Origin of the sequence: Streptomyces sp. NBC_01716 (assembly GCF_036248275.1) — a bacterium.
Lineage (GTDB): Bacteria > Actinomycetota > Actinomycetes > Streptomycetales > Streptomycetaceae > Streptomyces.
This window is the reverse complement of sequence record NZ_CP109181.1, coordinates 8113502-8126682: the sequence shown is the minus strand read 5'-3', so window position 1 is coordinate 8126682 and position 13181 is coordinate 8113502. Positions and strand designations below refer to the sequence as shown.

Sequence of the window (13181 nt, the reverse complement as noted above, 5' to 3'; positions counted from 1 at the left end):
TTCGCTCAGTGATCGGACGATCACCGTACTCCGACCGAAGAACGTGACATGCCGCCTGCTCAGCACTCCCCCGGCAGCACTGCCGTGGACCCGGCCTCGCGGCCGGTTCTCGCCGTCGACCAGGGCACCTCCTCCGCCAAAGCCCTGGTGATCTGCCCGGAGCGCGGGGTGATCGGCAGCGGTACGGCGCCGGCGCCTCCGCGCTACGCCTCCGGCGGAGTGGTCGAGGCCGATCCCGCGCTGCTGCTCTCCTCGGTCGTCGAAGCGGGGCGCCGGGCGCTCGCCGAGGCCGGCGAACCCGTCGCTGCCGTCGGGCTGGCCAACCAGGGCGAGACCGTACTCGCGTGGGACCCGGACACCGGCGCGCCGCTCACCGACGCGATCGTCTGGCAGGACCGGCGCGCCGCCTCCGTCTGTGCTGAACTCGCCCCGCACGCGGACCTGTTGAGAGAACTGACGGGGCTGCCGCTGGAGCCGTACTTCGCCGCGCCGAAGATGGCGTGGATCCGCCGGAACCTGACCCGCGACGGTGTCGTCACGACCTCCGACTCCTGGCTCGTCCACCGGCTGACCGGGGAGTTCGTCACCGACGCGGCGACCGCGGGGCGTACCCAGCTGCTCGACCTCGACACCGCCGAGTGGTCCCCCGCCGCACTCGGCGTCTTCGGGATGAGCGACGAGCGGCTGCCCCACGTCGTGGACGCGGCCGGTCAGTTCGGTGTCACGACGGCCTTCGGGGACCCGATTCCGCTGACGGGCCTGCTGGTCGACCAGCAGGCCGCGCTGCTGGCCCAGTCGGTGACCGAGCCGGGGACGGCCAAGTGCACCTACGGCACGGGGGCGTTCCTCCTCGCGCAGACCGGCGACCGCCCGCTGCGCAGCCGCACCGGTCTGGTCGGCTGTGTGGCCTGGCGGCTCGGCGGCCGGACGAGCTACTGCCTCGACGGGCAGGTCTACACGGCGGCGTCGGCCGTGCGGTGGCTGAGCGATCTCGGCGTGATCTCCGGCGCCGAAGACCTCGACCGGGTGGGCTCGTCCGTCGCGGACAGCGGGGGCGTGACCTTCGTACCGTCGCTCGCCGGACTCGCCGCGCCGTGGTGGCGCGGGGACGCGAAGGGGTCGATGACCGGGCTCGGCCTGGAGACCGGCCCCGGGCATCTGGTGCGGGCGCTGTGCGAGGGCATCGCGGCGCAGGTCGTGGGGCTGGCGGACGCGGTGGCCGAGGACACGGGCACCCCGCTCACGTCGCTGCGGGTCGACGGCGGGCTGACCGGGTCGGAGCTGCTGATGCAGACACAGGCGGATCTGCTTCAACTGCCCGTCGAGGTCTCCCCGTTGCCCGACGCGACCGCGCTGGGGGTGGGTGCCGTCGCCCGGCTCGGGCTCGACCCAGGCATGAGCGTGGAGCGGGCCGCGCCCCGGTGGCGGCCCAAGGAGGTCTTCGAGCCGAGGATCGGCGCGGCCGAGGCCGCCGAGCGGCTGGGCGTCTTCCGTGCGGAGGTGGCGGCGATCGTCGCCCGTACGCCATCCGCCGGACAGACGGCCGCCTCACTGGCGAACACCGGCGCCGGTACGGTCACGTCATGACCGTCACCGTGTCCGGGCCGCTGCCGGACGAGGTGTACGACGTGGTGGTCGTGGGCGCGGGGGTCGTCGGCGCGGCGATCGCCCGCGAGCTGGCCCGGTACCGGCTGCGTACGGCCCTGGTCGAGGCGTCCGGGGATGTCGGCGACGGTACGTCGAAGGCCAACACGGCCATCCTGCACACCGGTTTCGACGCGGTGCCGGGGTCGCTCGAAGCCCGGCTCGTGCGTGAGGGCAGGGACCGGCTCGCCTCGTACGCCGAGGAGTGCGGCATCCCCGTCGAGCCGATCGGCGCGCTGCTCGTGGCCTGGGACGAGGAACAGCTCGCCGCCCTGCCGGCGCTCGCCCGCAAGGCCGCGCGTAATGGATACCGGCGTACCCGTACGGTCGCCGCCGACGAACTCCGCAGCCGCGAGCCTCATCTGGGCAGCGGCGCGTCGGGCGCGCTCGAAGTTCCGGGCGAGAGCATCATCTGCCCGTGGACGACGACGCTCGCGTACGCGACGCAGGCGGTACGGAGCGGGGTCGACCTGCATCTCAACTGCCGGGTGACCGGTGTGGGCGAGTCCGCGGCCCGCTCACCGCGTCTCCTCACCACCGGGCGGGGGCCGTTGCGCACCAAGTGGCTGGTCAACGCGGCGGGGCTGTACGCCGACGAGTTCGACAGGCTGCTGGGCCACACCGACTTCTCGGTGACGCCCCGGCGCGGTCAGCTCATCGTCTTCGACAAGCTCGCCCGCCAGTTGGTGAGTCACATCCTGCTGCCGGTGCCGACGGCGCTCGGAAAGGGAGTCCTGGTGTCGCCGACCGTGTACGGCAATGTGATGCTCGGTCCGACCGCCGAGGACCTGGACGACAAAGAGGCGACCGGTTCGACGGCCGAGGGTCTGGCGTTCCTCCGGGAGAGGGGCCGGCGGATCATGCCGGAGCTCCTCGACGAAGAGGTCACCGCCGTGTACGCGGGGCTGCGCGCGGCCACCGGGCAGGACGACTACGCGATCCGTTCGCACCCGGAGCAGGGTTACGTCACGGTGGGCGGGATCCGGTCGACGGGGCTGACCGCTTCGATGGCGATCGCTGCCCACGTGGTGGAGCTGCTGACGGAGGCCGGTGCCAAGGTGGGGACGGCGAGGGATCTCGTACCGGTGACGATGCCGAATCTCGGTGAGGCGTCCCCCCGTCCGTATCAGCGCGCCGATCTGATCGCGGCCGATCCCGCGTACGGGGCGCTCGTGTGCCACTGCGAGCGGGTCTCGCGGGGCGAGATCCGTGACGCGCTCGCCGCCGACATCCCGCCGTCCTCGCCGGAGGGGTTGCGGCGGCGCACCCGGGCGCTGGGCGGCCGGTGCCAGGGGTTCTACTGCGGGGCCGCGGTGCGTGCCCTGCTCGACGCGTCGGGCGCCGACGCGTGGTCGTCGTCGTCCCTCAGGGAGGCCGCACGGTGAGCAGCGAACTGTCCTCGTCCACACCGGAATCCGCTTCTGAATCCGCGTCCGGATCCTCGGCGGAGCACGCGCCGGGAGCCGCTTCGGGATCCGTACCACCCCCCGTACCCGGCAGGCGGGAGCGGGCTGTCGACGTCCTGGTGGTCGGCGCGGGCCCCGCCGGTCTGGCGCTGTCGTCGCGGCTGGCCGCCAGTGGCATCAGCGTCGAGACCGTCGACCGTGAGGACCAGCCGGGCGGTGTCCCCCGGCACTGCTTCCACTCCGGATTCGGACTGCGTGATCTGCGCCGGCGGATGACGGGCCCCGCGTACGCGCGCCACTGGGCGGACGCCGCTGTCCGGGCGGGGGCGGTCCTGCGCACGGGCGTCACGGTCACCGGCTGGAGCGAAGGACCGCCGGCGGACCCGCTCGCCGTCGACGTCACGAGCCCCGCCGGGCTGGAGCGGATCACCGCACGGGCCGTCGTCCTGGCCACCGGCGCGCGCGAACGCCCGCGCAGCGCACGGCTGGTGCCGGGCACCCGGCCGGCGGGGGTGTTCACGACCGGCGAGCTCCAGCAGGCGGTCCATCTCCACCACCGTCCTGTCGGGCGCCGCGCCGTCGTGGTGGGCGCCGAGCAGGTCAGCTACGCCGCCGTGCGGACGCTGCGGGACGCCGGTGTCGAGGTGGTGGCCATGGTCACGGAACTGCCGTACCACCAGGCCTCCCCCGCCACCGCGCTCGACGCCCGCCTCCGCCACGGCGTCCCGCTGCTCGTCGACGCCCGCGTGAGCGAACTGCTCGGCCGGGGGCGGCTCACGGGGGTGGCGCTGCGGCACCGGGACGGCCGGGGCACGACCGTCGCGTGCGACACGGTGGTGTTCACCGGCGACTGGATCCCCGACCACGAACTCGCGCGCCGGGGCGGCATCACGCTCGACCGGGCGAGCCGGGGCCCGTCCGTCGACGGCTCGTTCCGCACGGACCGGGCCGGGGTCTTCGCCGTCGGCAATCTGCTGCACGCGGTCGAGCCCGCGAGCACGGCCGCGCGGGAGGGGCTGCTGGCCGCCGAGCCGGTGCTGCGCCATCTGGCGGGCGGGACACGCCCGTTGGCGTGGATCCCCGTCCAGGTCGAGGAGCCCCTGTTGTGGGTCGCGCCCAACCGGCTCGACCCGGCCGATCCGCGCGTCGAGGCGGGCGGCTTCGTCCTCCGTACGGAGGGCAGGCTCGGCCCCTGGTCGTCGCTGGTCGTCCGGCGCGACGGGCGAGTGCTGCACCGGCAGCGGATGGTACGGGGCGCGGTGCCGGGCAGGACGGTGCGCCTGTCCGCCGCCTGGACGGCGAAGGTGCGGGCGGAGGTGACGGCGGCGGTGAGGGACCCGGACGGCGGCCCCGTACGGATCTCCGTGGAGCGCTGAACCCGCCGCGGCGAAGAGACCGCTCGCCGGTGGGACCGCGCCCGAAAAGGGGCGGCCCCACCGGCAGGTGGTGGAGTTACTCTCCCCGTGACATCACTTCTTCCTGGGCACGAACATCTTGATGTCGGTCAGGCTCGCGCTGCCCTCGTACACGTTGGTGTAGAGGTCTCCGATGACAAAGGAGTCCGGGTAGGCGGAACCCGCGGGCCACTGGTCGGGCCAGGTCGAGCTGCCGTTGTTGTCGTTCTGCACGAGGGTGTTGTTGAAACGCCCGTCGTACTCGCCCGGCTTGACGTTGTAGTGCCAGATCGGGTCGTCGTCGACGACGAACGGCCGGTGGAAGCGCAGTGTCTGCTGCCCGGCGCGCGCGAAGTTGCCGCCGGCCTCCAGCGTGTAGCCGGTGGCGTCGCGCTCGATCGCGAACGTGTAGTCCTGGTTCGGCATCAGCTCCGGCTGGAGTTCGGCCGCCGACGAGAGCTGCTGCTCGGCGACGCCGTCCGAGCAACTGGTCATGAACCACTGCGAGTTGCCCGCGAGACCGCCCTTGCCCGGGGTCCAGTTGGGCAGCCCGCTGATCCACATGTTGACCGTGTTGAAGCTGCTGTCCTTGTAGTCGTAGTACGTGCCGTCCGCGGAGTTGCAGACCCGGCCGCCGGTGCCCGTGCCGACCCGGTCGGGGTGCTGGGCGAAGGAGTCCATCAGGACCTTGCGGCGGTAGTGCCAGAAGTGGTTGTTACGGGGCGCCGGGTCGGCGAAGTCCACGATCGACAGATAGTGGAAGCCGTTGTAGCCGTACTTGCCGGCCCGGACGTCCTGCCACTCGCAGTACGGCGCCGACGCGTCGCCCTCCCAGCCTGGGCTGTTGGAGCCCTCGCCCCACGGGTGCTGCGTCTTGCAGCCGTCCTTGCTGTACCCGTTGGTGCGGTTGTCGTAGTCGATGGTGCCGTCGCGCTTCCCGCCGAAGTCGAGTGTCTTGAGCTTGTACTCGATGCGGTACTGGTCCGGCAGGGCCTCGGTGGGGCGGAAGATGGCACCGCCGGTGTGGTCGGGCACCTTGAGCTCGGCGACGGTCCTGCCGGCCGCCCTGCCGTTGGTGATGGACGGCGCCTTCTCGATGCGGCCGTCCTTGTTCCAGTCGCGCGCGGAGAGGGAGGCGGTGAGCCAGCCGCCGTCACCGACCTTGAACTCCTTGCGGTAGGTGTCGAAGGAGCTGAACGCGGTGTTCCACGCGGGCCCGTAGTCGTTGGCGTACCACTGGCCGTTGTCTTCCATGATGGTGTCGAACGGCTCGCTGTACGTCTCACGGGTCCAGGGCGTGCGGGCCGGGTCGAGCTTGTTGGAGAAGTTCTCCTGGTGGAGCAGCTTCCAGGCGGGTGCCTTGGGGGGCTTCGGGGGTTCGCCCGGCTTGCCGGGCCGGTCCGCGGCCGTCGCCTTGCCCGTCCCGTCGTCCGGGGCCGCGTTCGCGGACCCGAGCGAGAGCGGGACGACGAGGGCGCCGCAGAGCAGCGCCGTCATGGCGTAGGCGGGCTTACTCCGGGGCAGTGACCGGGTGCGGCCGGTCCCTCTCGCCGGGGAATTCGTGCGGGTGCGGCTCATCAGAAGTTGCCCTCCGGGTCGTAGTACTTCTTCGCGTTCTCCTTGGTGACGCGCGGCGAGTCCACGACCGTGTCCTTCTCGGGCTTCTTGCCGTCGAGGATCTCCACGGTCCTGTCCAGACCGAGACTGCCGATCACATCGGCGTCGTTGAGGCCGGTGACCAGGTAGTTGGTCCCGTCGAGGATGGCCTTCAGCGCCTCGGCCTGGCCGTCGACGCCGGCCAGCACGATCTTGTCGGCGAGGTCGGCGTCCTTGACGGCGCGCTGCGCGCCCAGGCACATGGCGTCGTTCTCGCAGAAGACGGCGTCGATGTCGTCGTGGGCGGCGAGCAGGCTCTCCATGACGGTCAGTCCGCCGTCGGAGCTCCAGTTGCCGTAGTCGGGTGCCTCGACCAGTTCGATTCCCGACGCGCCTTCGAGGGCGCCCTTCACCCCGTCCGTACGCGCCTTGCCGATGGTGTTGTCGGCGGGTCCGCCCTTGATCAGGGCGACCTTTCCGCCGTCCGGCAGCCGCTCGACGAGGTATTCGCCGTTCTGCTTGCCGATCGCCTCGTTGTCGGGGCCGACCCAGCTCGCGTACTCGCCCGTCTGGAACTTCCGGTCGACGAGGACGGCGGGCTTGCCCGCCGCCCTGAGGGAGTTGAGGACGGCGGGCGCCGACTCCAGCGGTCCGCCGGAGATGATGACGGCGTCGACGTCCTTGCTGAGCAGGTCCTCCACGTTGGAGGCGAGTTTGGCGGCGTCACCGCCCGCGTCCGTACTGAGGATCTCGACGTCCTTCTTCTTGGCCTGCGCCTTGATGGCCTTGTCCATGCCGTTGAAGTAGGGGCCGCCGAGGGTGAAGTTGGCGACGCCGACGGTGTAGGAGCCGTCGCCCTTCTCGCCGCCGGACCCGGAGCCGGAAGAGCAGCCGGTGAGAGCCGCGGTCAGAACTCCGGCCACCAGCACACCGGTTGCTCGTTTCGTGATCATGATGTACTTGCCCTTTCGGGATTCGGATCGTTCCCGGCCGCCGTACGGAAGCGGCCGGTGCGCTGGATGAGAATGACGGCGATGATGATCAGGCCCTTGAGCACCTGCTGCCAGAAGCTCTGTACGTCGTAGAGGTTGAGCAGGTTGTTGATCAGCGCGAGTACGAGCACACCGGCGAAGGTGGCGCGTACGGAGCCCTTGCCGCCGGCCAGGCTCGCTCCGCCGATGACGCAGGCGGCTATCGCGTCGAGTTCGAACGCGGTGCCGACGCTGGGCTGGGCGATCCCGACCCGGCTGGCGAGGATGACGCCCGCGAGTCCGGCGCAGGCGCCGGAGATCGTGTAGGCGAGGACGATATGGCGCCGGACGCCGATGCCCGCGAGCCGTACGGTCTCCGCGCTGCCGCCGATGGCGACCAGTGAGCGGCCGGCCGGAGTGCGGCTGAGGAAGATGCCGCCGAGCAGGAAGACCCCCAGCATGATGAGGGTGGAGACGGGCAGCGGTCCGATCACGGCGGAGCCGAGTTCGAAGAAGCCGGTCTTCTCGGGTGCGACGGGTGTCTCGGAGTAGACGAAGGCGAGGCCTCTGATGGTGGTGAGCGCGGCCAGCGTCACGACGAAGGGCGCCAGTTGGAAGCGCGCCACGAGCGCGCCGTTGACGAGTCCGAAGCCGATGCCGGACGCGACGCCGACCGCCATGGCGACCGGCACCGGCAGGCCGGACGAGAGCCCGGCGGCGACGATCCCGGAGAAGGCGACGACGGAGCCGACGGAGAGATCGATGCCGCCGGTGAGGATCACGGCGAGCATCCCGTAGGCGAGCAGGCCGGTGGTGACCATCTGCTTGAGCAGATTGGTGATGTTGCCCTCGGTCAGGAAGGCCTCGGTGGTGGTACCGGCGACCACGACGAAGATCACGAGGAGCGCGGCGAGTCCGGTCTCGACGGTGATGTCGTGGCCGGCGACGGTCAGCCGCGGCAGCCGGAGCCCTCGTGGCGGCGGCGGTCCGGGGTCGCCGGGCCCGGTGGACTTGGTGAGCTGTTCGGTCATGCTGCGTGTCCGATCGCGTGGGCGAGGACCGTGTCCTCGGTCGTACCTTCCGAAGGGAGTTCCGCGGCGATCCGCCCCTCGTGCATCACCAGCACCCGGTCGGTGGCGCCGAGCACCTCGGTGAGGTCGGAGGAGATCAGCAGGATGGCCATGCCGTCGCGGGCGAGTTCGTCGAGCATCCGGTAGATCTCGGCGCGGGTGGCCATGTCGACGCCGCGGGTGGGCTCGTCGAGCAGCAGCACGCGCGGCTCGGTGAGGAGCCACTTGGCGAGGACGGCCTTCTGCTGGTTGCCGCCACTGAGGGTGCGTACGGGCAGCTTCGCCGAGTGCGCGGGCCTGATGTCCAGCCGCTCGACCATGGAGACGACATCACGCCGGCGTCTCGCGGTGTCGAGCAGCGGGCCGCGCGTGGTGGTGCGCAGCGTGGTGAGGCCGATGTTCTCGGCGGTGGTGAGGCCGAGTACGAGTCCGGTGCGCTTGCGGTCCTCGGTGACGAGCGCGAGTCCGGCGGCGATGGCCTCGCGGGGGCCCCGGAACCGTACGGCGTCGTTGCCGGGCGCGCGGACGGCGCCGGCTGTGGCGGGTTCGGCGCCGAAGACACAGCGGGCGAGTTCACTGCGGCCCGAGCCGACAAGACCGAACAGGCCGGTGATCTGGCCCGCGCGCAGGGAGAAGGAGATGTCGCTGAACTCCCCTGTGCGGCTGAGCCCCGAGACGTCGAGAAGGCTGTCGCCGTCGGCGGGGCGGCGCGCCGGGTAGAGCTGTCCGGCGGGCCGGCCGGCCATCAGCCGGATGAGTTCGTTCTCGTCGGTGCGGTCGGGGGTGGTCTCGGCGACCACCCGGCCGTCCTTGATCACCACGATGGACGTGGCGAGTTCGGTGACCTCGGCGAGCCGGTGGGAGACGTACACGATGAGGACGCCGCGTTCCTGGAGCCGGTGTATCAGCGCGAACAGCGCTTCCAGGTCGCTGCCCGCGACGACGGCCGACGGTTCATCGAGGACCAGGACCCTGGGCTCGCCGCCCTCGCTGACGAGGGCCTTGGCTATCTCGACCATCTGCTGTCTGGCGACGGTGAGGCGGCCGGCCTTGACCCGGGGGTCGATGGCGCCGTAGCCGATGCCGTCCAGCAGGGCGCGGGCCCGCCGGTGCGCGGCCTTCCAGTCGATGAGGCCGCCGAGGCGCCGCGGGAAGTGGCCCATGAGGAGGTTCTCGGTGACGGACAGCTCGGGTACCAGGGTCAGTTCCTGGTGGACGGTGCGGATGCCGTGCGTGTGCGCGTCGTGCGGTGAGCGCAACTCGACCGTCTCGCCGTCGAGTTGGAGCTCTCCGGCGCTCATCCGCTCGGCGCCGGCGAGGATCTTGATGAGCGTGGACTTGCCCGCACCGTTGGCGCCGACGACGGCGAGTACCTCACCGGCCCGGCCGGTGAGGTCCACCCCGTGCAGCACCTGTGTGGGGCCGTACGATTTGCGCACCCCGCGTATCCGCAGGACCGGCCGGGTCGGCGTACTCACCCGAAGGCCTCCATCACGATGATCGTCTTCTGCCGGGTGAACTCCAGGGCCGTGTCGTGCAGTCCCTCGGCCGAGCCACCGGTGTCCTTCGGACCGCCGAAGGGCAGGTTCTCGGCGCGCAGCGCGGTCGACCCGTTGATGACGACGCCGCCGACATCCAGGCGTCCCGCGAGGGTGAAGGCACGCTGGATGTCGCGGGTGAAAACGGCCGCCTGAAGGCCGTACGGGGAGGAGTTGGCCATCCGTACGGCGTCGAGCGGGTCGGTGAAGCGGGCGACCGGTGCGACGGGGCCGAAGATCTCGTCGGCGAACGCGGCGCTGTCATCGGGGACATCGACCAGGACGGCAGGGTCGTAGAAGGCGCCCCGGCGACCGCCGCCGGCCGCCTTGCGCGCGCCGTCGGCGACGAGGGCGGCGACCGCCGACTCGACGCGCTCGGCGGCCTCTTCACTGATCAGCGGACCGACATCGTTGCCATCGGCCAATTGGTCCCCGACGCTGAGCTTGGCGGCGCCCGCGAGCAGAGCCTCGACAAAGCTGTCGTGCACACCGTCCTGGACGTAGACGCGCTTCACGGCGCAGCAGATCTGGCCGTTGCCGCGGGCGAGCCGGCCGAGGACCACGGCCTCGGCCGCCGCCTCGACGTCGGCGTCGTCGCAGACGATCAGGGCGTCGTTGCCGCCGAGTTCGAGATGGACCTTCTTCAGGGTGTCGGCGGCGCGGCGGGCGATCTCGCGGCCCGCGGCGGTGCTGCCGGTGAGGCTGACGGCGGCGACGCCAGGGCGCGAGGCGAGTTCCTGGGAGATGTGCACGCCGCCGGTGAGGAGTTGGTGGGCGCCTGCGGGGGCGCCCGCCCGCTCGACAAGTTCGCCGATCCGCACCACGGCGAGCGGGCAGCGCACGGGCGGGTGGACCAGGACGGCGTTGCCGGCGGCGAGGGCGGCCGCCGCCTTGTGGGCGTACAGCTCGACCGGGTAGTTGAACGGCACAAGGGCGGCGACCGGACCCAGCGGCTCGCGGACGGTGACGGCGAGGTGCCTCTCCAGGCCGGGGACGGCGTCGAGCGGAATCTGACGGCCGAAGAGGCGGGTGGCCTCGCCGGCGAAGCCGCGGAAGATCCGTACCGCGGCGCGGACTTCCTCCACCGTCTGGAAGAACGGCTTGCCGTTTTCGGCGGCAAGGAGCCGTGCCAGGTCGTCGGTTTCGGCCTCGATCAGGTCGGCGACGGAGCGGAGAAGCCGTGCGCGTGCGTGGGCGGGCATCGCGGCCATCGCCCGTTGTCCGTCCACCGCGGCGGCAAGGGCGGCGGTGACGCGTTCCGGGCCGAAGTCCTCGATTTCGCCCAGCAGTTCGCCGGTTCCTGGATTACGTACGGGCAGCGGTGCGGTTCGGGTGGACATGCGGCGCTTACTCCCGGGGGCAGGGCTCGGCAGAAGTGCGTTCGACACTTCGAACATGTGGAGGCGATGTTGACGCACCCCCATTAATTCGTCAACACGTCTTACAAAATAGGGAAGCGCTTTCCGGGTGAGGACCTCGAACCGCGCGGCGTCCGTCCCCACCGTCCGCCCACAGGCCCCTGACCGCCCGCTTCCCCGTCCGGTGAACGGCGGATGAGCGGATTCCGCACGCGGCGAGTGGGGCCGGCGAACGTTTGCGGTTGCGAGTGATCCCTGTGCGGTGTTCGGCGCCGGGAGTTGCGGCCTCGTTCACACCCGGGCCACGCCGGGTCCCCAGCATCGGAAGAGAAGCGGGACCTGGGGCGTGTCTTTCGGATCAGGCCCGCTCCCTGATCCGGCCCGATCCGAAAGACACGCCCCCGCCTCGGTGTCTCGCCGCCGCGACGTACGCACTCCAGGAGAGCGCTCCATGTCACGCATCCGCTCCGCAGTCACCGCTGTCGACCGCCGTTCCTTCCTCGCCGTGGCCGGCGCCGTCGGCCTGTCGGCCGGTATCGGCGCGGCGGTCGGCGCCACCGGCGGCTCCGGCAGCGCCTCCGCCGCCCCCGCGCCCACCGGGCCCGGCACCACCGGTCCCGCCACCCCCACAGCCACCCCGACCCCCACACCCACCGGCCCGTCGGCCGACCGCACCACGCTCCACTCGCTCGCCGCACCCCGCGACCGGAGCGCCGCCTTCCGGCGGATCGGGGACGGTCCCGGCTGGCGCAGGGTCGTCCGCGAACAGTTCGCTTCCGCCAAGTCCGGCCGCGAGGACCGCCGTAAGGTACTCAGCTCCTTCGTCCAGCTGACCGACCTCCATGTGACGGACGTCCAGCACCCGGTGCGCACCGAGTACGTGCGCAGCGAGTCGCCGGGCGCCTGGCGCCCCCACGAGGCGCTGTCGGTGGCCGGAGCCGTCTCCCTCATCGAGCAGGTCAACGCGCTGGGCACCGGCCCCGCGACCGGGGCCCCGCTGGCCTTCGCCATGACGACCGGCGACAACACGGACAACAACTCGCTGTGCGAACTCGACTGGTACCTCACCCTGATGAGCGGCGGGCTCGTCACCCCCAACAGCGGTGATCCGGGGGCGTACGAGGGCGTGCAGAACTCGGGCCTTCGGATGTACTGGCACCCGGAGGACGGCGCGCCCGACTCCGACAAGCGCCTGGGCTACCCCCGTATCGACGGATTCCTGGAAGCGGCGCTGCGCCCGGTGCGCAGTCCGGGCCTGGCCCTCCCCTGGTACTCGACCGTCGGCAACCACGACAGCCTCGCCAGCGGCGCCTACGCGGACCGGACCGGCTTCCTCGCCGAATTCGCGGTCGGTACCCGTAAGTTGTACGACCTTCCGGACCAGGACGCGGCGGCGCTGCTCGCCCAGATCTCGCAGGGCGACACCGCGAACGGCGGCCCCCTGATCTCGCTGCTGCGCCGCGAGAAGCGGCGTATGCGGACGATCACCGCCGACCCGCGCCGCGCGCCGTTCACCCCGCTGCAGTACCTGACGGCGCATCTGGACTCGGCGCACACCGGCGCGGGGCCGGTCGGCCACGGCTACACGAAGGCCAACCTGGCATCGGCGAGCCTCGACTACACGTTCTCCATGGGGGCGAACGTGACCGGGGTCAGCCTCGACACCACGGACCACGGGGGCCACTTCACGGGCTCGGTCGGTACGGGGCAGCTCAACTGGCTGGAAGGGATCCTCAAGGAGCACAGCGACGGGTACGTGGTCCTGTTCACGCACCACAACAGCTGGACGATGGGCAACAGGCGCCCCGACCCCGCGCGGCCCGGCGAGGCGCGGCACGGCGGCGACGAGGTCGTGGCCCTGCTGCGGCGCCACCGTTCCGCGGTGGCCTGGATCAACGGGCACAGCCACCGCAACGTGGTGCTGCCCCACGGTTCGTTCTGGGAGATCTCCACCGCCTCGCACATCGACTTCCCGCAGCAGGCGCGCGTGGTCGAGATCGCGGACAACAGGGACGGCACGCTCTCGCTCTTCACCACGCTGATCGAGTCGGCGGCGCCGCGCGAGACCGATTTCACGGATCTCTCGCAGTCGGGCCTGGCCTCGCTCTACCGGGAGCTGGCGCTCAACGCGCAGGGGAGCCGGCAGGATCTGGCGGGCCTGTCGGACGCGCGCAACACAGAGCTGCTCCTGCGTCGCTGACAAT

At 71.5% G+C, this 13181-nt stretch carries 9 protein-coding genes; 4 read left to right on the top strand and 5 right to left on the bottom strand.

The window, feature by feature from the left end:
* The first annotated feature begins 48 nt into the window (after nucleotides 1–48).
* The 3 genes from OIE74_RS36085 (at nucleotide 49) to OIE74_RS36075 (ending at nucleotide 4426) form a co-directional block, all read left to right on the top strand.
* On the top strand, nucleotides 49–1587 hold the full coding sequence (locus tag OIE74_RS36085; RefSeq protein ID WP_329391360.1) for an FGGY family carbohydrate kinase: 1539 nt from the start codon (nucleotides 49–51) through the stop codon (nucleotides 1585–1587).
* Nucleotides 1584–3029 (top strand): NAD(P)/FAD-dependent oxidoreductase, encoded by a 1446-nt coding sequence (locus tag OIE74_RS36080; protein WP_329391359.1) that lies wholly within the window; start codon nucleotides 1584–1586, stop codon nucleotides 3027–3029. Before OIE74_RS36085 ends, OIE74_RS36080 begins: the two co-directional genes overlap by 4 nt.
* Before the next feature lie 137 nt (nucleotides 3030–3166).
* Nucleotides 3167–4426 carry an NAD(P)/FAD-dependent oxidoreductase gene (locus tag OIE74_RS36075; RefSeq protein ID WP_329392556.1) on the top strand — a complete coding sequence of 420 codons (1260 nt, stop codon included), beginning with the start codon at nucleotides 3167–3169 and terminating at the stop codon, nucleotides 4424–4426.
* Between the two features lie 93 nt (nucleotides 4427–4519).
* Here OIE74_RS36075 and OIE74_RS36070 read toward each other — a convergent pair whose 3' ends face one another.
* The 5 genes from OIE74_RS36070 to OIE74_RS36050 are packed head-to-tail and all read right to left on the bottom strand — an operon-like array spanning nucleotide 4520 to nucleotide 10959.
* Entirely contained in the window at nucleotides 4520–6022 is a 1503-nt protein-coding gene (locus OIE74_RS36070; protein WP_329391358.1) for a mucin-5B, read from the bottom strand.
* Nucleotides 6022–6993 (bottom strand): sugar ABC transporter substrate-binding protein, encoded by a 972-nt coding sequence (locus tag OIE74_RS36065; protein WP_329391357.1) that lies wholly within the window; start codon nucleotides 6991–6993, stop codon nucleotides 6022–6024. The genes OIE74_RS36070 and OIE74_RS36065 overlap by 1 nt, the downstream gene beginning before the upstream one ends.
* Entirely contained in the window at nucleotides 6990–8042 is a 1053-nt protein-coding gene (locus OIE74_RS36060; protein WP_329391356.1) for an ABC transporter permease, read from the bottom strand. The genes OIE74_RS36065 and OIE74_RS36060 overlap by 4 nt, the downstream gene beginning before the upstream one ends.
* A complete protein-coding gene (locus OIE74_RS36055; protein ID WP_329391355.1) occupies nucleotides 8039–9559 on the bottom strand; it encodes a sugar ABC transporter ATP-binding protein in 1521 nt (506 codons plus the stop codon). The genes OIE74_RS36060 and OIE74_RS36055 overlap by 4 nt, the downstream gene beginning before the upstream one ends.
* On the bottom strand, nucleotides 9556–10959 hold the full coding sequence (locus OIE74_RS36050; RefSeq protein WP_329391354.1) for an aldehyde dehydrogenase family protein: 1404 nt from the start codon (nucleotides 10957–10959) through the stop codon (nucleotides 9556–9558). The genes OIE74_RS36055 and OIE74_RS36050 overlap by 4 nt, the downstream gene beginning before the upstream one ends.
* A 469-nt stretch (nucleotides 10960–11428) precedes the next feature.
* Between OIE74_RS36050 and OIE74_RS36045 the strand changes: the two genes are divergently transcribed.
* A complete protein-coding gene (locus OIE74_RS36045) occupies nucleotides 11429–13177 on the top strand; it encodes a TIGR03767 family metallophosphoesterase (protein WP_329391353.1) in 1749 nt (582 codons plus the stop codon).
* The last annotated feature ends 4 nt before the right edge of the window (nucleotides 13178–13181 follow it).